Origin of the sequence: Paenibacillus pasadenensis, assembly GCF_002864175.1 — a bacterium.
Taxonomy (GTDB): domain Bacteria; phylum Bacillota; class Bacilli; order Paenibacillales; family Paenibacillaceae; genus Paenibacillus_O; species Paenibacillus_O pasadenensis.
On record NZ_NFEZ01000004.1, the window covers coordinates 3,301,098 to 3,318,379 of the forward strand.

General features: G+C 65.2%; 12 protein-coding genes. All 12 read right to left on the reverse strand.

Annotated elements, in window-relative coordinates; all coding sequences use genetic code 11:
- Positions 1 to 42: 42 nt before the first annotated feature.
- A complete protein-coding gene (locus tag B8V81_RS23925; protein ID WP_101809338.1) occupies positions 43 to 1,014 on the reverse strand; it encodes a D-2-hydroxyacid dehydrogenase family protein in 972 nt (323 codons plus the stop codon).
- On the reverse strand, positions 1,011 to 2,366 hold the full coding sequence (locus B8V81_RS23930) for an ABC transporter substrate-binding protein (protein ID WP_101809339.1): 1,356 nt from the start codon (positions 2,364 to 2,366) through the stop codon (positions 1,011 to 1,013). The genes B8V81_RS23925 and B8V81_RS23930 overlap by 4 nt, the downstream gene beginning before the upstream one ends.
- A complete protein-coding gene (locus B8V81_RS23935; RefSeq protein ID WP_101809340.1) occupies positions 2,363 to 3,955 on the reverse strand; it encodes a response regulator transcription factor in 1,593 nt (530 codons plus the stop codon). Before B8V81_RS23935 ends, B8V81_RS23930 begins: the two co-directional genes overlap by 4 nt.
- On the reverse strand, positions 3,948 to 5,774 hold the full coding sequence (locus B8V81_RS23940; RefSeq protein WP_101809341.1) for a cache domain-containing sensor histidine kinase: 1,827 nt from the start codon (positions 5,772 to 5,774) through the stop codon (positions 3,948 to 3,950). Before B8V81_RS23940 ends, B8V81_RS23935 begins: the two co-directional genes overlap by 8 nt.
- 71 nt (positions 5,775 to 5,845) lie before the next feature.
- Positions 5,846 to 6,841 carry a carbohydrate ABC transporter permease gene (locus B8V81_RS23945; protein WP_101809342.1) on the reverse strand — a complete coding sequence of 332 codons (996 nt, stop codon included), beginning with the start codon at positions 6,839 to 6,841 and terminating at the stop codon, positions 5,846 to 5,848.
- 3 nt (positions 6,842 to 6,844) lie between these two features.
- Positions 6,845 to 7,720: a carbohydrate ABC transporter permease gene (locus B8V81_RS23950; RefSeq protein ID WP_101809343.1), complete on the reverse strand. Its 876-nt coding sequence runs from the start codon at positions 7,718 to 7,720 to the stop codon at positions 6,845 to 6,847.
- Positions 7,717 to 10,161, reverse strand: coding sequence for a DUF5696 domain-containing protein (locus B8V81_RS23955; RefSeq protein ID WP_101809344.1), 2,445 nt, complete (start codon positions 10,159 to 10,161; stop codon positions 7,717 to 7,719). The genes B8V81_RS23950 and B8V81_RS23955 overlap by 4 nt, the downstream gene beginning before the upstream one ends.
- A 13-nt stretch (positions 10,162 to 10,174) precedes the next feature.
- Positions 10,175 to 10,789: a Yip1 family protein gene (locus B8V81_RS23960; protein ID WP_101809345.1), complete on the reverse strand. Its 615-nt coding sequence runs from the start codon at positions 10,787 to 10,789 to the stop codon at positions 10,175 to 10,177.
- The gene (locus tag B8V81_RS23965) at positions 10,786 to 12,306 is read right to left on the reverse strand and encodes a hypothetical protein (protein WP_101809346.1); all 1,521 of its coding nucleotides are present in this window, start codon (positions 12,304 to 12,306) and stop codon (positions 10,786 to 10,788) included. The genes B8V81_RS23960 and B8V81_RS23965 overlap by 4 nt, the downstream gene beginning before the upstream one ends.
- Positions 12,307 to 12,319: 13 nt before the next feature.
- A complete protein-coding gene (locus B8V81_RS23970; RefSeq protein WP_101809347.1) occupies positions 12,320 to 13,183 on the reverse strand; it encodes a carbohydrate ABC transporter permease in 864 nt (287 codons plus the stop codon).
- Positions 13,184 to 13,186: 3 nt separating this feature from the next.
- Positions 13,187 to 14,134: a carbohydrate ABC transporter permease gene (locus B8V81_RS23975; protein ID WP_101809348.1), complete on the reverse strand. Its 948-nt coding sequence runs from the start codon at positions 14,132 to 14,134 to the stop codon at positions 13,187 to 13,189.
- Positions 14,131 to 17,133 carry an extracellular solute-binding protein gene (locus B8V81_RS23980; RefSeq protein WP_101809349.1) on the reverse strand — a complete coding sequence of 1,001 codons (3,003 nt, stop codon included), beginning with the start codon at positions 17,131 to 17,133 and terminating at the stop codon, positions 14,131 to 14,133. Before B8V81_RS23980 ends, B8V81_RS23975 begins: the two co-directional genes overlap by 4 nt.
- Positions 17,134 to 17,282: the final 149 nt, after the last annotated feature.

Here is a 17,282-nt window from a genome sequence, read left to right on the forward strand (position 1 = left end):
CTTCGGCTCGGCGAGAGCGTCGAGAGCGTCTTGCCTTCCGGCTCAGTTGCCGTACGGCTGCAGCGGCCGGATCGGAGAGCCGTCCAGCCATGCCTCGATGTCTGCGACCGCATCCTCGAAATAGAGCCGGTAGTTGCGCTCCGTCACATAGCCGATATGGGGCGTGGCCAGCACGTTCGGCAGCGTCCGGAAAGGATGGACCGCCGGCAGCGGCTCGACGTCGAACACGTCCAGCCCCGCGCCGGCGATGCGGCCCGTCCGCAGCGCCTCGATCAGCGCCTGCTCCTCGACGATCGGGCCGCGCGACGTATTGATCAAAAAGGCGGACTGCTTCATGAGCGCCAGCTCCTCCGCTCCGAGCAGCCCGCGGGTGCGCTCGCTCAGCACGAGATGCACGGAGACGAAGTCGCTCCGCTCCAGCAGCTCCTGCTTGGACGCGGCCCGCTCGACGCCTGCCTCCTCGGCGCGCTCGGCAGTCAGGTTCTGGCTCCAGGCCAGCACCTGCATGCCGAACGCGCGGCCGATCTCGGCGACTCGCGAGCCGATCTTGCCGAGTCCGAGCAGGCCGAGCGTGCGCCCATGCAGGTCGGTGCCGACCGTGCTCTGCCACGGACCGCCGCCGCGCAGCGAATCGTTCTCCGCGCGCACATGCCGCGCCAGACCGAGCAGCAGCGCCCAGGTGAGCTCGATCGGCGCATCCGACGTGCCGCGCGTGCCGCTGACCGCGATGCCGCGCCGCGCGGCCGCCTCCAGGTCGATCGAGGCGTTGCGCATGCCGGTCGTGACGAGCAGCCTCAGCTTCGGCAGGCGGGCCAGCAGCTCCTCGCGGAACGGCGTGCGCTCCCTCATGATCACGACGATCTCCTCGTCGCGGAGCAGCTCCGCCAGCTCGTCCACGTCGTCATGATGCTCGGTCAGCACCGTCAGCTCGATCCGCCCCGCCAGCCGGTCCCACTCCCCGCAGCGCAAGGCCGCCTCCTGATAATCGTCCAAAATCGCGCATCTTCTCTTCAAGATCCTTTGCCCTCCTTGAGTCCTTCCTGATCCTCCATGCGCGCTGCCGCTTCTTCCGGAGCGAGGCTGCCGGCGACGAGCGCCTGGAGGACGCGGTACAGCCTCTCCTGGACGTCATCGTCCTCCAGCTCCCTCGCTCCCGCGACCTGGCCGGCCAGCATCGTCTGCGTCAGGCGCAGCGCATCCTGCTCGAGCGGGCCGTACATCGCTCCCGAGTCGACCTCGACATGGCGGGCGGCGGGAAGCACCTGCAGCGTGTCCGCCCAGATCTGCTGGCCTGTCCCCATCGTCATGAACGCGATGAACGCCCAAGCCGCGTCCTTATGGGCGCTGTCCCGGTTCATCGCCCAAGCGACGTCGACCGTGGCAGCGACGTTGGCCTCCCGCCCCGGCTCCAGCGCCGGCAGCGGGAACACGCCGACGCGATGGGGATTGTACGTTCCCGCCGCCTCCCGCGTCATGCCCGACAGCCCCCACGAGCCGGAGCTCAGCATCGCCAGCTCGTTGCCGAGAAACTTCTCGCTCAGATCCGGCACGAGGCTGTAGTCCAGCGAGTTCTCGATGAATACTCCGTCGTCGAACATCTTCTTGAGCCAGCGGAAGCTGTCGACCAGCGCTTCGTCCGTCCAGGCCGTCTCGCCCGCCTGTGCCGCCTCGAGCTGGCCCGGCGCGAGCTGCCCGGCAATCGAGAGGAAAACGTCCCGCAGCGCCCAGCCGTTCTTGCCGCCGATGCCGATGCCCGGGGTCAAGTCGGGAAAAGCCGTTCGCAGCCGCTTCACGGCTTCCTTCAGCTCCTCGTAGGTGGCCGGCGGCTTCACCCCGGCATCCTGGAACCGCTGCTGATCGTAATAGATCAGCGGCGTCACGGTCAAGCCTCCCGGCAGCACGACGAAGCCGTCTCCGGAAAATCGGGACTGATCCAGCGCCAGCTTGGAGAACAGGGAGCGCCACTCCGCCCCCCACTCCCGCATCGCGTAGGACGCGAGCGGCTCCAGGAAGGGCTTGAACCGGTTGGCGGAAGCGCCGACCTGCACCGCGAGGATGTCCGGCCCTTTGCCCCCGGCCAGGCCGACCGCAAGCTTCTGCCGGTAGGCATCGGCGTTGCCGATATGCTTGACGACGAGATCGATATCCGGATGCTGGCGCTCGAACTCGCGCTCGATCTCCACCATCTGCGAAGGCGTCGGAACCCATTTCCACAAGGTCAGCTGCGTGCGCTCCGGTTCGGACTTGAATTCCGTCGAGGCCGGCAGCAGGCCGCCGCAGCCTGCGCAGGACGCCAATAGGACGGCCGCGGCCGCGGCGAGCCGCAGCGCCGCGCCCGTCTTGAGTCGGAGGAAGGGCCGCCTCATCCGCGCTTGCCCTTCTCGTACTCGGCCGGCGTCATTCCCGACACGAGCTTGAACACCTTGAAGAAATACGAGTAGTTGTTGAAGCCGACGTTCTCGTAAATATCCTTGATCTTGACGCCGGCCGCGATCAGCGACTTGGCCGCTTCGATGCGGATGCCGTTCAGATGCTCGACGAAGGATGCGCCCAGCTCCTGGCGGAACAGCCGGCTCAGATAGGCGGGGTGGATGCCGACTCGGGCCGCGCTGTCGGCCAGCGAGATGTCCTCGCGGAACGCTTCCTGCATATGCGCGAGCGCTTTGCGCACATAGGGGCTGAGGCGGCGGGCGGACGAAGCGCGCCGGATCAGCTCTTTGTAGATGCGGACCGCGGCGTCGGCCGGATCATCCGCTCCAGCCGGCGGCAGCGCCCTCAGCGGCTCCTCGATGGGCGGGCAGGCGAGCGGCAGCGCGCGCTCCGCTTGCAGCTGCCGCGCCGCCCGGCCGGCTAGAGCGAGCAGCTCGGCGCCCAGCTGCCGCAGCCCGTCCGCTCCCGCCGGCCCGCCTGCCCTTGCCGCAGCGGCGGCGTAGAGCTCGCGGATCCAGCCCTCGGCCGCGGCCGGATCAAGCCGCTCCAACGCGCCCAGCAGCTCCCTCTCCTCGCGCAGGCCGACGATCGGCTGCCGCGATCCGGCAGCCTCGGCGCTCGGCGCTCCGTCTCCCGCCAGCCCTGCCATCGCGGCGGCGAACGCGCCGGGGAGATCGCGTACATCGAGGCATAGCGCGCTGGCGCGGCTGTCCAGGCGGACATTCATGAATTTGGCGAGCAGCGAGGTGAGCCGCGAGACGTAGCGGGCCAGCTCGTCCGCCTGCTCGCCTCCGGCTGGCGCCCGGTCGAGCGGGAGCAGGATCGCGAAGCGCGGCCCTTCAATATGGACCATGATCCCCTTCATCTGCTTTTCGTGCAAGGCCAGCAGCGACTCGAGCCATTCCCGCTTCTCCCGATCGCCCAGCCGGCCGGTCAGCAGCTCTCCGTTCAGCAGGCGGACTCCGAAGACCGCCAGCGGACGGCCGATCCCGATTTCCTCGGGCAGGTCCGCTCCGTCCTCGTCGCCCGCGCCGATGCCGAGCAGCGCGTCCCGCACGCGGCGGCGGACCTCGGCCATCCGGCTGCGGCTGGCGGCTCCCCGCTCCTGGCGGGGCGGACCGTCCCGCTCCGCCGCGGCGGCAGAGGCGTCCGCCCGCCCCTCCATCGACTTCTCCAGCACGGACAGCAGCATCGCGGAGGTGAGGCGGTCCTTGAGCAAATAATCGCTGGCGCCGTTCTTGAACGTCGCGCGCACATATTCGTAGCGGTCATAGCTGCTCAGCATGATCATCCGAGCCGTCAGCCGAGCGCGGCGGACATAGTCGCTCAGCCCGATCCCGTCGACTCCCGGCATGTACACGTCCGATATGATGATGTCCGGCCGGATGTCGCCAAGCCGCTCGATCGCCGCCGACCCGCTGTCGAATACTCCGCACAGGCGGTAGCCGTGCTGCTCCCACGGAATCAGCTCCATCAGATGGTTTCGGGCCAGAACCTCGTCATCGACAATGACGACCTTATGCATGCCGCAGGCCTCCTTCCGATTCGACCGCCGCCGCCTTCCGGACCGGCAAATGCAGCTGCGCGGCCATGCCCGCCCCCGGAGCGCTGCGGATATGCAGTCCGAACGGCTCTCCGTAGGCAAGGCGGATTCTTTCGTGCACGTTGCAGAGCCCGATGCCGAACATCTTCTGCTCGTCCGGCCCGCGGGCGTGGCCGAGCAGCTCCTCCAGCTTCGATGCCGCCATACCAGGCCCGTTGTCGCTCACCTCGAGCAGGAACGTATCGTCCTCCTGCAAGCGGGCCGTGATCGCGATCACGCCTCCGCCGTCCCCCTGCAGCCCCATCAGTCCGTGCAGCAGCGCGTTCTCCACGAGGGGCTGCACCATCAGCGGGAACACCAGGCATTCCAGCAGCTCCGCGTCGATGTCGCAGCTCACCTCGAAGTCTTCCACGAACTTGTAGCGCTGGATCGCGACATAGTGGGCGACCGCCGCCATCTCCTCGGACAGCGTCACCTGCTCCTTGCCTCTGCCGATCGAGCTTCGCAGCAGCTCGATCAGCGAGCCGGTCACCTCCTCGATGTTCGCGGCATGCTGCAGCTTCGCCATATACCGGATCGTGTTCAGCGTATTGTAGAGAAAATGAGGATGGATTTGCGATTGAAGCGCTTTCAAGTCAACTTCCCGCTTGCGCCGCTCCTTTTCCTTCGTCTCCTCCAGCAGCTGCTGGATGCGCAGCATCATGCTGCTGAACCGTCTGGCCAGCAAGCCGATCTCGTCGCTCGTCCGCGGCAGCGCCGGCACCTTGAGCTCTCCGTCCTCGACGGACTTCATCGCCCGGCTGAGCCGGATGATATGCCGGCTCGTCTGCCTCGAGAGCAGCGCCGACAAGCCGATCAGCGCCAGCAGCACCGCTCCGAGCATGACGAGCATGCGGTCGCGGAGGACGCGCGAGTCGTGGATCAGCATGTCGATCGGGATGAAGCCGACCGTCGTCCACTGGGTATCGTTGGAGCGGTAGAGCAGGACGAGCTTGTCTCCGTCCTGGAATGCGGCCTCGCCGCCGTTTCGCCGGATCCGTCCGATCGCCTCCCCGTATTTGCGCAGCTGGCCGTCCTGACGGCCCATCTCCGACGATGAGGCGTAGATGATGTTCCCCTCGTCGTCGATGACGAGCTCCTGGGTGCCGGACGGACGCTCCGTCTCGAACAGGCTGCTCACCGCGCTGTAGCGCAAGTACAGGAAGACGGCTCCGGCGTGGCCGCCGCCCTTGTAGATGGACTGGCCCATGACGATCAAATGCGTCTCCTCGCTGTACGTGTCCAGTCCGTCCTCCAGGCTGACCCGCAGGAACGCCGCCTTGCCCGCGGAAGCTTTGACGTCCGGCATCATGATCTCTTCCAGATGGCGGTAATAGGGCTTGACGTCGCCGGCCGAAAACACCTCGCCGCTGCCGTCCGTCACCTCGATGGCCATGATGCCGCTGCTGAACGTATAAATGGAGGCGAGAAACCGCTCCACCTGCTGCCGGCTCATGAAGCGCTCGTACTCAGACTGGGCCGGCCTCGGCCCGATCATGCCGATGACGTTCTCCTTGTTCATGGAGACGAGCGTCGTCAGGCTGACGTAATCGGTCATCATCAGATCGAGCCGGTGGTTCGCATCCTTGATGTTGTCCATCCTGTACTGGGACGCGTTGCGCTTCAGCAGGGCCGTCGAGTTCGCATACCAGATCCAGGTGATGGAGCCGAGCGCCAGCAGCGTAATCAGGAAGAACGAGATGAAGAACTTGGATTGGATGCTGCTTCGGATATCGAAGATCCGCCATAGATACCGCCTCAAGATGAATCCTCCTCCAAGCGGAAAGAAGCTCCATTTGAGTGTAACGCTTCCATTTGGGAGGGACAACTACTTTATTCGCCGGCGATGCCGGCCCTCTCGATGCTCTCGACGAAGTACTTCTGGACGAACAGATACAGCAGCAGGATCGGCGCGATCGTCAGCATGACGCCGGCCATGATCTGGTTCATCAGCGTCGGCGCCGCGCCGATCGCGCCGGTCGAGATCGCCGATTGCGCCGACTGGTTCATGTTCTGCGTCGCCAGGCCGTTGAACGCGGTCAGATTTTGCGACAGATTGAAAAATTCCGGCACGAGCAGATACGTATTGGGCTCGAACGTGTCGTTCCAGTGCCAGACGACGGAGAACAGGAAGACGACGAGCATCGCCGGACGGGCGAGCGGGAACATGATCTGCGCGTAGGTGCGGAACGCGCCTGCGCCGTCGATCCGCGCCGCCTCCTCCAGCACGGACGGCAGCCGGCGATAGAACTGGATGAAGATCAGGACGAACAGCGCTCCCTTGAGCCCGTGCCCGAACAGCGACGGCACGACGAACGGCAGATGCGTATTGATCCAGTTCAAGTCGCTGAAAAAGATGAACAGCGGCACGACGATCGTCTGCGGCGGGACGAGGAAGGTGAAGACGACGAGCGCCAGCCAGATGCCGCGCCCCGGGAAGCGGAAGCGGGCGAAGCCGTAGCCGACGAACGAGCAGCTGACGATCTGCAGCGCCGCGCTGCCGAACGAGATGATCGCGCTGTTGGCGAAGCCGGGCAAGTAATGGATCGCCTCGAGCACCAGGCCGTAGTTGGAGAAGTCCAGCGAGCGGGGAATCCACTGCACGGTGGCGTCGGCCACGTCCTGCGGCTGCATGAGCGAGCGCGAGGCCATGAACAGCAGCGGGTACAGGAAGACGAACGAGAGGCTGAGCAGGACGACATAATAGAGGACGGCGGCCGACGCCCGCCGCCCTTTCTTCAGCAGGGCGATCCGCCGGGTGGCGGCAGCCGCGTCCGTCCTGTCGCGGCCCATGAGCCTCGCGGCGAGCGCGAGTCCTTGCTCCTTCATCGGTCAGCCCCTCCCTTCCGATTGGGACATGCTTCTGCGGAACAGCGCGAAGACGACGCCCAGCACGATGAAGATGAACATGAAGTACAGCCATCCGATCGCGGAGCCGTAGCCATAGTTGTTGTCCCGGAACACGACGTTCATCAGATGGTTCATGATGCCGTTGTCCGCCTTGGTGAACGTATTGACGATGCTGAACAGCGTATTGACGAACATCATCGGCACGATCATCGGGAAGGTGATCTTCCAGAACGCCTCCCACTTCGTCGCTCCGTCCATATGGGCCGCTTCGTACAGGCTCGGCGAGATCGTCTGCAGTCCGGCGAGGAAGATGAGGATCTGCACGCCGGAATCCCACATGACGAGCGTGAGCGAGTCGGCGTAGAGGAGCAGCGGCTCCAGCACCTGCTCCGGGATGAAGCGGCCGAGCTTGACGTACAGGTCCTGCTGCGCGAAAATCGGCAGCCGAGCGGCTCCCTGCTCGAGCAGCTCCCGCAGGATCGCCCCGGAGGCGATGATGACCGGGAGGAAAAAGATGCCGCGGAACGCTCCCCGCAGCCGCCCCGGGCGGTTCAGCAGCAGCGCGCTCAGCATCGAGAAGATCAGGATGAGCGGCACCTGGGTGAGCATGGCCGTCATCGTCGACTGCAGCAGCGGCAGGAAATTGATGTCGGTCGTGAACGCTTCCCGGAAGTGCAGCAGTCCGACGTAGGTCGCGGTCAGCCCTGCCGGGCTCGGCTCCAGCGTATGGAGCGAGTAATAGAACGAGCGTCCGAGCGGCACGGCGAGGAACAGCAGGAAGCCGATGATCCACGGCAGCACGAAGCCGTAGCCTTCCAGGGCATGCCGGCTGCGGATCGACAGGTTCGGTCGTTTCATCGCGATGCCCCCTCCGTCACGACATAGTCCATCGGCGGGACGGCGACGCCGTCCTGCGCGGCAGGCTCGCTGCCGTAGTTGACCCAGACTTGGGTGCCGCCCTCGTAGGTCGTGCGGTACACATAGCGGCTCAGCTTCTCATGATCGACGATCGCCTCGCCCATCGTCCGGCTCGCGATCGCGGCATAGTCCTTGTACTCCTGCGCCGCCTCGTCCAGCCAGTCCTCGTAGCCCGAGCTGAACAGCCGGTCCTCGTCCGTGCGCTGCAAGGCGCTCGTCGGCTTGAAGGTCAGCTCGTAGGACGGTATGGCGCCGTATTCGAGCATCCTCAGCCGTTCGGCCGCAGCGTCGTCCCGCAGGTTGGTAGGCGGGGCCGTATACGGAATCAGGCCATGCAGCGCCATCTGATAGAACGGGACCGTCTCGTCGGCGAACAGGAAATGGCTCGAATCCATCGGCGCGCCCTCGATCCGGTCGACCGCGCCGAGCGTATACGCGAATCCGTACGAAACCGAGGCCGCGCCGAGCTCGCTGCGGCTGTCCTCCAGCATCTGCCGCCACACGGACGCGGCCGCGCCGCGGGACAGGTAGCGGTCCGGGGCCTGATCGGAGTAGAGCGACTCCCCGATGCCGGCGAACGCCGCCCCCGCCGCTCCCGCGGCGGCGTACTTGGCGAGCTCCGGCTTCAAGTAGCGATCGTAGGCCGCCTGCGGCTTGGTCATGTAAAATTTTCGCCGCGCATCGTTCCAGCCGCTCGCCAGGAAGTACTCGTACAGCGGCTGCCGGTCGCGGTTCAGCCCGCGCACGGCATCGCTTTTCCTCAGCCCGTCGCTTCGCGCGGACACCTGGGCATAATGGGCTTCGAGATAGATCCGGCTGCCTCCGGCGGCGGCATGCTCCGTCAGCCGCTTCAAGCCGTCGCCTCCGCCGAGCGGACCGCTGGCCGGGAAGTGCCGGGGCTGATCGCCGTAGCGGCCGCCCGCGCTCCATCCGCTGAGCGTCGCGTCGATGCCGCGCACGCCCCGCTCGGCAAGCGCGTCCAGGATGGCCTGCGCCTCGTCGAAGGAGGTCATCGCCACGAACGAGTCGCCGATGACCTCGTCACGGAGGATGCCGCCGAACAGCTTCAGGCTGAACGGCGCGGCGTCGCGCCGGATCGGCTGCACGCCTTTTTCGCGGATGAGATAGTCGCGATACGCCCGGGCCATGCCGGGATAGCCGGCTTCCTCGCCCTCCAGCAGCTTGAAGGCGATGCTGCGGTCTCCCTCGATCCGCTTGGCCTGGAACAGCGGCACGCGGCCCGTGGAGCCGACGAAGATGACGTCGTCGTTGCGGTAGACGAACTCCGCGCCGCTCCGGTAGAACGGGATGTTGCGGATGCCCGACGGCGTGGCGTTGATGGAGGCGGCGAACTCGCCCTCGGCGACGATGCCTAGCGAGCCGACGCCGTTCCGGTAGATGCCGAACACCGGCAGGGCGATCCGCTCGCGGTTCGATTGGCGGTGCAGCCACTCCTCCTCGACGACGTCATGCGACTGCGTCTTGAACGTCAGGTCCGGGCCGTAGATCGGCTCCGAGTAGCCGGCGTAATAAGGCGCATGCTTCTCCTTGAAGGCGATCAGCGCGCCCGAGCCGTCCGGGATGAGGATCGCCCCTTCGTCGCTGCCCCGGGCCGCGTTGAAAAACGGAAGCAGCTCGACGCTGACGAGGCGCGCGGAGCCCCCCTCGACGATCGAGTCGTCCGGGATGGACGCCGTCAGGCCGTCCTCCGTCAGCGTGTAGACGACCGACAGGCGCAGCTTGAGCGACGGCAGGTCGAAATCGGCGCGCAGGCCGTCCTTCTGCGGCTTCAAGGCGATCTTCGCTCCTTTTTCCTTGAGCGGATAGGTCGAGGTCGTCTCCGAGCCCTCGGTATAGTTGATCTGCACGGGCGAATCCATGAACTTCTTGTTGGAAGGAGTCGTCGTCCGATCCGCCTGCGGCGTTCCGAGCCATTCGGCTCCGGACGCTTTGCTGACGATCCGGATATTGCCCGACTTCGGATCGCCGTACAGGATGTAGCGCTCGTTCTCGGCGGCCTTCGTCGTGGCGCTGACCGGGTAGACGGCCTTGGGCCGGCCGGACGCTTCCGGCTGCGCCGGCTCCGGAGAGCCGGGAGCCGCGGCTGCGTCTGATCCGTCCACGCCTGCTTCAGCCGCTTCGGCCTCGGCTTCAGCTCCGGCTTCGTCCGTCCCCGCTGCAGCCGCTTCGGCCTCTCCCGCCTGGGACGCGCTCGCTTCCGCCGATGCGGCCTCTCCCGCCTCGGCGGCGCCGCTGCCGGCTGCCGACGCCTGCTCCCAGCCGTCCGGACCGCCGAATGCGCGCAGCCCTCCTACGTTCACGGCCGCGACGGCCGCCGCGATACAAAGGATGGCGGCGGCGCGGCGATGGTTGCGTTTCATTCGGGTTCCCTCCTTACGACCTCAACCGCATTTCCTGCGCGATGTCAGCCACGAAATTGAAGAACTGGTTGATCAAGCCGAACAGCAGGATGCAGACGAACAGCAGGATCGCCATGCTGATGAAGCTGAGCAGCGAGATGAGCGCGAGCTTGCCGAGCTCGAAGTCGTGCAGCACCTTGATCTTGACCAGCAGCAGCCAGGCGCACCAGACGAGGATGAGCCGGGTGAGCGCGGTGAAGATGCCGCTCTCCTGCAGCGACAGGATCTGCGTGAGCAGCGTGACCGGGATCGTGAACAGGATGAACGGCACGAGCGCGAACGCGCTGCCGACGATGATCTCCTTGAACTTCCCCTCCCCGTCCATGATCGTGCTGACGGCCCAGTTGCAGATGCAGTAGGCCAGCCAAGGGACGACGATCCAGACGAGCTCGTAGACCCAGGAGATCTCGTACGGCTCGCGCGTCTCGAACGCATACCCGGTCGCCAGGATCGAGGCCATCCGCACCGCGAAGACGAGGGCGATGAGCAGCATCGCCTGGAACCAGGCGATGCGCTTCGGATTCTGGATCTCATAGTAGAAATCGATCGGATGCACGAGCACATGCCTCATGAGCAGCAGCGTGTTCATAGACCTTCTCCTTTCGCGGAGGAATGCGCTCGGCCAGGCGCCGGCGGAGGCGGCTCGCGACGGCTCCGGCTCCGCTCCGCGCGGCTCAGCAGCCTCGACAGCGCCGGCAGTCCATAGCGCAGCGCCGCGGCCGCGGCGAGGAGGATCAGGGCGATCCAGCCGAAATGGTCGCGCGCGACCTGCTTGCGATGCTCGCGGAACGCCTCCGAGTATTCCGCCTTCGACTTGGCGAGCTTGAAGTAGGCCATCGCCTGCTCATAGTTCTCCGCCTTGTACAGCGCCTTGCCGATCGCGTGGTAGGCCATCGCATAGTTCGCGTTCAGCCGGAGCGCCTCTTGCCACATCTGCTCCGACTCCTCGTAGCGTCCGTCCACGTACAGCGCCGACGCCCGGTGCACGAGATCGGCGAACGGCGTCGTGCGGAAGATGTCGATCCGCCCGCGCCCTCGGTCGACGACCGCGATGTCCCCGTCCGGCAGCTGCGCGACGCTCGCCGGCGTCTTGAACAGGCCGTTCTGCTCGCCCATGCCGCCGAAGGCGAACAGCTGGTTGCCCAGCTTGTCGTATTGGAACACCTTGCTCGACTGCAGGTCGAGGCCGGTGATGAAGCCCTCCGGGCTGACGGCGATGCCGATGAACGAGGGCATCTCGAACGGCCCGTCGGCGAACCGCATGCCGTAGCTCACGCTCCGACCCGGATTGAGCGTATCGATGCCGACCGGCGACAGCCGCTTGATCTGGTTGGACTCGGTGCCGAGCGTCGTCGTGTAGACGAAGCCGTCGGCGTCCTGCGCGACGCTGGAAAACTCCATCGGCTTGACGAGCGCCAGCTGGCTGCGCTGCTCCTGGCTCGCGACGAGGCGCACGAACAGCCGGCTCCAGCTGAACCCGACATGGTTGGCGCCGAAAAAGCCCTTGAACTCGCCCTTGCCGTCGATCTGCAGCAGCCCCTGCGTATTGCCTTCGCTGATGACGAGCAGGTAGCCCCGCTTGTCGAGGACGAGCTTGGAGGGCGAATACGTGAAGCCGGCTCCGAGCAGCGGGCTTTGCGGAGCGGGGAACTCGCGCCTGTACTTGCCCTTGCCGTCAAAGACGGCGATCCGTTGGTTTTTCGTATCGGCGACATACACCTCTTGGCCGTCCTTGGCCGCGAATACGCCCTTCGGCTCGTTCAACGAGCCCTTGCCCTCCGCGTCGCCGAACTGGCCGAGCAGCTCGCCCTCGCGGCTCAGATGAACGATGCGGTTGTTGCCGGTATCGGCGACATACAGCGTTCCGTCCGGCGCCGCGAACAGATCCTGCGGCTCCTTGAACGGACCGGACTCCAGCTCGTAGCCGTCCAGCGACTCGGCATACACGTACCCGTTCTGGGAATGGACGTCGCCGTAGCCCGCGCTGCGGGCATAGCCCTCGTAAGGAATCGCGGCTGCGGCCGGTGAGGCCGGCAGGCCGGCCGCCAGCAGCGCCGCGGCTGCGGCGAGGAGCAGGAGGCGGCGCCGGAGAAATCGTCGTTTCATCGCGGGTCCCCTCCTACTCTTTGAGCCCGGAATGGGCCATCGTCTGCAGCACCATCCGCTGGGTGATGATGAACACCAGAATGGTCGGAATGATCATCAGGAAGCTGGCGGCCGCGAGCGTGCCGACCCGGGCGATGACGCCCGCTCCGCCGCTGATCGTCTGGATGGCGAGCGGCAGCGCCTTCATATCCTCTTGAGTCGTGTACACCTGCGAAGGATACGGATCGTTCCACGCCTGGATGAAGCTCAGCAGCGCATACGTCGCGATCGCCGGCTTGAGCAGCGGCAGGATGACGATCCGGAACACCTTCCACTCCGACGCTCCGTCGATCCGCGCCGCCTCCAGCAGCGCGTCGGGAATCTGCCGCAGGAACTGGGTCATCAGGAACATGCCGACGGGCGCGGCCAGATAGGGCAGGATGAGCGCCAGATAGGTGTTCATGAGGCCGCTGCGGCTGATGAGCAGGTACTGCGGAATCTGCAGGACGATCGGAGAGAACATGAGCGCCAGCACGATCATGCTGAAGATCGCGCTGTTGAACGGCATGCTTCGATGCTTGGCCAGCGGGTAGGCCGCCATCGCCGAGATCAGCGTCCCGAAGACGACGATACAGCCCGACACGACCATGGAGTTGAAGATGTACCTCGAGAACGGCACGAACGACGTGCCGGTGATGAGCAGCAGGTCGCGGAAATTCATCCACGTCGGATGCTGCACGAAAAAGCGGGGCGGAAACAGGAACAGCTCGCTCACCGGCTTGAGCGCGGTCGTCGCCATGTAGACGAGCGGGACGAGCATCGCGCCCCCGAGCACGGTCAAGAACGCGTATAGGAGCAGTCCGCCCCAGTCAAATCGGCCTTTCACGATTCCCTGCATCGTCTACTCCCTCCCTAGCAGCTTGAAGATGAGCCGGTTGAGCCCGATCATCAGGACGAACAGCACGACGGCAATCGCCGAGGCGTACCCCATCTCGAACTTGATGAAGGCATAGTCGTACAGATGCGTCAAAATCGTATGGCCGGCGTACAGCGGACTCGGCAGGCCGACCAGCTGGATGCTCACGTCGAACACCGTCAGCGAGCTGACCACCTGCAGGACGGCGCCGAACAGCAGCTGCGGCTTCACCGCCGGAATCGTAATATAGATCAGCTCCTGCCAGCGGAAGCGGACGCCGTCGATCGCCCCGGCCTCGTACAGATCCTTCGGCACGTTCTGCAGCCCCGCCAAAAAGGCCAAGAAGCCGACGCCCATGCTCATCCAGAGCGAGACGATGATGATGACCGGCACGATCGAATTCACGTTCTGCAGGAACAGATACGGCTCCTCGATCAAGCCGATCTGGATCGCATAGTAGTTCAGCAGCCCCTTGCGGTCGCCGGCGAACAGGTACAGCCAGACGACCGACATCGCCACCGCGCTCGTGATGGACGGCGTATAGAAGCAGAGCGTATAGAAGAACCGATACTTGACCGGAATCTGGCTGATCAGCCAGGCGAGCAGGAACGCCATGGCGTACCCGATCGGCCCGGTGATGAAGGCGAACTTGAGCGTGATGCCGATCGCCTTCAGGAAGATGTCGTCGTCGACGAACAGCAGGCGGTAGTTGGAGAGGCCGATGAACTTCGGCTTCTCGAGGATGTTGTAATAGGTGAAGCTCATCCCGACGGACATGAGGATCGGGACGATCGTGAAGAAAGTGAACAGCAGCAGGAACGGCGCGAGGAACAGATACGACGCCTTATGCCTTTTCATCTCCGACCACAGAAGGGCCAGCCGTCCGGGGCGGCCCCTCCTCGCCGGAGGCAGGGGCGACAGGTTCACGCTCATGGCTTTCCTCCTGTCCCTGCGGCGGAATCCGTCTCAAGCCCGAATTCCTCCCGTTTCTTGCGCAGCTCCTTGTTGATCTCGCGCGTCCCGTCCTCGACCGCCTCGCGGGCCACCTTGCCGCTCAGCACGATTTCGTTCCACATATTCGCGATATAACGGGTCGTGTAGTACCCGCCGAGCACGATTTCGCGCTCGCGGAACCAGTCCCATTGCTGCAGGATCGCGTCGATATCCGCGCTCTGCCACGGCATCCGCTGGAGCGCCTCCACGTTGGCCGTATTCCAGCGGGCCTCGACGCCGAGCAGCGACTCCAGCTCGGTGCCGAAGCGCTCCTGGGAGTCGGCGCTGGTCCACCATTTCAAAAATTGCCACGCCTGCTCCTTCTTGTCGGAATCCTTGAAGATCATCCCGGTCTGGCCGAGGCCGCCGGTCGAGCGGTTGATGCGCCCGTCCGCCTGCCGGATGCCCGGCATCGGCTTCATCGCCCACCAGCCGGTCAGCTCCGGCGCGGCCGTAGACAGCAGAATATACGTGGAGTAGTCGGCGACGCCGATCGGCATCTCGCCGGAGCGGAAGCGGTTGTAGAAGTCGGCCTGCTTCTGGATCTTGTAGTTCGTGAACAGGCCGGTCCACATCTTCATCGCCTTCAGCGATTCCGGCGAGTCGAGATCGGATCTCATCCCGTCGTCCTTGTAGAAGTCGCCTCCGTTCTGGAACAGGAACGGCGCGAATTCGCCGATCGCCGCGTTCGGATTGTTCGGAGCATGGGGATAGTAGAAGTCCATGCCGTTCTGCTGCAGCAGCGGGATGAGGTTCATCACTTCCTCCCAGGTTTGCGGGATGTCTTCCTCGGCTACGCCGAGCTGCTCGAGAATGTCCTTGCGGTAGAACAGCATGTAGAAATTCTGGTTCTCCGGCAAGGCGTAGTCGCCTCCGTCGTACTTGTACGGGATGAGCGCTCCCGGACGGAAGCGCGAGGCGACCTCTCCGTAGTCCGGAAAATCGTTCAGATCGGCCAAGCCGCCGCGCACGGCGAAGTCGATCGGCACCTCGCCCTCGACGCCGAGCGCGACATCCGGCGCGAGTCCGGCCGTATTGGCGAGCAGCAGCACCTGCATCTGCTGCGCGGGGATGACGTTGACGTTGACGCGGATGCCCGTCTGCGGCGTGAAGTCCTCGTCGATCATCTGCTTGATGATCTGGACCCAGTCCCGGCCGCGCGCGACCCAGACATCGAGCGCTTCTTCCTTATCGTAGATGTTGCCGACTCCGCTGTAATCCTTCGTGAACGAGCGGATGAAGTCGCCGGCCATCGTGCCGGCCCTCACATAAGCGGGCGCCTCTCCCTTGGGCCACGGCATGCCCGGCGACTGGACGATCAGATAGTCGAGGATGAGGCTTTGCTTGGACAGCCCGTTCGCCCACAGCCCGAGCGAGGACTGCAGGTCCGTGATCGCCTGCAGCCGGGACGGCATCGTCGAGGTGTCCTTGGCCATCGCGATGATCTGGTCCCTGGCGTCGTACAAGGTGCTGATGTCGGAGCTGCCTTCGCGCACGCCGAGGCCGTACAGCTTTTGGATCGCCTCGTTGAAGTCATGCGCCATCAGGTAGAGCCGCTGGCTCAGGTTCGGAATGTTCTCCTCCAGCTCCCAGTCGCCGTTCGGATCGGGATTCGTCCCCGTCACGCGGATCACTTCGCGGGAGAGCAGCGACAGCCGATGCGTCGTATCGGTCACCTGCTCGAGAATGCCGCCCAAATCGCCGATCTGCACCTCCATCCGGATCGTGTGCGAGCCCTTCTCCAGATAGAACCGGTAAGGCTCGTCCCGCTCCCCCTCGCCGTCCCCGCTGCCGGCTCCGAAGCGGGCGATCTGCCACTTGGCCGAGTAAGGGAACGTGAGCGAGACCGCTTCCTTGAACGGCAGCTTGCCGTCGATCGTCAGGATGCGCTGGACGGGAAAGCCGTTCAGATACCATTGCCCGTAGCGGGCGCCGATCTCGTACAGGCCGCTCTCGGGAATGTCGACCTTCCACTCCGCCCACTGGCCGCCCGAGCGCCAAGCCGCTCCGCCGAAGGCGTTCAGCACGATCGCGCTCTTGTCGAACGGCTCGGTGCTCGGCTCGCGGTCCTCGATCCGCTTCAAGGTCGGATCCGACGCCAGCGAGACGTTCTCCGCCTGCACATGCAGGGAGATGTTCTCGGTCGGCGCGCGGCCCTGCCGCTCGTTGTCCGCGCTGACCTCCGCGTACGCAGGCGGCGCGTCCGGCGATTTGACGATGATCTCGCCGATGGCCGCAGGCTCGCGGACCGCCTCGACGCGCAAGGTATGGCTGCCTCGGGTCAGGTAGAAGCGCAGCGCCTCGGCCGCCTTGCCCTCCGTATCGCGAAAATCGCGGTATTGCCAGCCGGGAACCTCTTCCCGCTTGGCGTTGAATTCATTGCCCTGGTTGTCGCGCCACGGCTTTCCGCTCTCGGCCCACATGCGCTGGAAATCCAGCTTTTTGGCCTGAAAGAACGGATATTCGCCGTCGATCCGGACCGAGCGCACGACAGCGGCGCGCTTGCCCGGCAGCGCGTAGTAGCTCATGCCCATCTGGTAGTAGCCGTCCTCCGGCACCTCGAAGCGGTATTCCGCCCAGCTGCCCTCGTCCAGCAGAGCGAGGGCGTCCCGGCCCTCGTTCATCCCTTTCCTCAGCTCGGCGCCGGCGGGACTGATCTCGGCATAAGCAGCCGATTCGATCGCCAGCCGGAACGGCTTGGCATCCGCTGCGCCTTCCCGCCGCGTCGCCTCCTGCACCTTGAGATAGGACGGCTCCAGCTTCGCCTTGATGTCCTCCTCCTGCAGCAGCGAGGTTTCCTCCGCGGCCGATACCGCCGGCACCGTCTTCATGACGGAATCGTCGAATCCGCGGGACGAGTCCCACCAGAACAGAAACAGAGCCAGGACGAGAATGGCCGCGATCGTCGCCTTGTGCCGCTTCAGCCGTTTCCGCATCATGCCGCCCTCCTGTTCCTCCGATTGTCGGTTTCATGAACGAGCCGGACGCTTCAAGGAAGCGGCCGGCCCGGTTCGCGCGGACCGGCGCCTCGCGCCGCGCCCGCCTATGGAGAAGCTCCTGCCGCCAGCGGCCTTTTGGCGCCGCCGGT

Excerpts from the sequence above, each read along its gene's own strand:
- B8V81_RS23930 (WP_101809339.1), bottom strand. The coding sequence starts at position 2,366 with ATGAGGCGGCCCTTCCTCCGACTCAAGACGGGCGCGGCGCTGCGGCTC.
- B8V81_RS23935 (WP_101809340.1), bottom strand. The coding sequence starts at position 3,955 with ATGCATAAGGTCGTCATTGTCGATGACGAGGTTCTGGCCCGAAACCAT.
- B8V81_RS23945 (WP_101809342.1), bottom strand. The coding sequence starts at position 6,841 with ATGAAGGAGCAAGGACTCGCGCTCGCCGCGAGGCTCATGGGCCGCGAC.
- B8V81_RS23950 (WP_101809343.1), bottom strand. The coding sequence starts at position 7,720 with ATGAAACGACCGAACCTGTCGATCCGCAGCCGGCATGCCCTGGAAGGC.
- B8V81_RS23955 (WP_101809344.1), bottom strand. The coding sequence starts at position 10,161 with ATGAAACGCAACCATCGCCGCGCCGCCGCCATCCTTTGTATCGCGGCG.
- B8V81_RS23960 (WP_101809345.1), bottom strand. The coding sequence starts at position 10,789 with ATGAACACGCTGCTGCTCATGAGGCATGTGCTCGTGCATCCGATCGAT.
- B8V81_RS23965 (WP_101809346.1), bottom strand. The coding sequence starts at position 12,306 with ATGAAACGACGATTTCTCCGGCGCCGCCTCCTGCTCCTCGCCGCAGCC.
- B8V81_RS23970 (WP_101809347.1), bottom strand. The coding sequence starts at position 13,183 with ATGCAGGGAATCGTGAAAGGCCGATTTGACTGGGGCGGACTGCTCCTA.
- B8V81_RS23975 (WP_101809348.1), bottom strand. The coding sequence starts at position 14,134 with ATGAGCGTGAACCTGTCGCCCCTGCCTCCGGCGAGGAGGGGCCGCCCC.
- B8V81_RS23980 (WP_101809349.1), bottom strand. The coding sequence starts at position 17,133 with ATGATGCGGAAACGGCTGAAGCGGCACAAGGCGACGATCGCGGCCATT.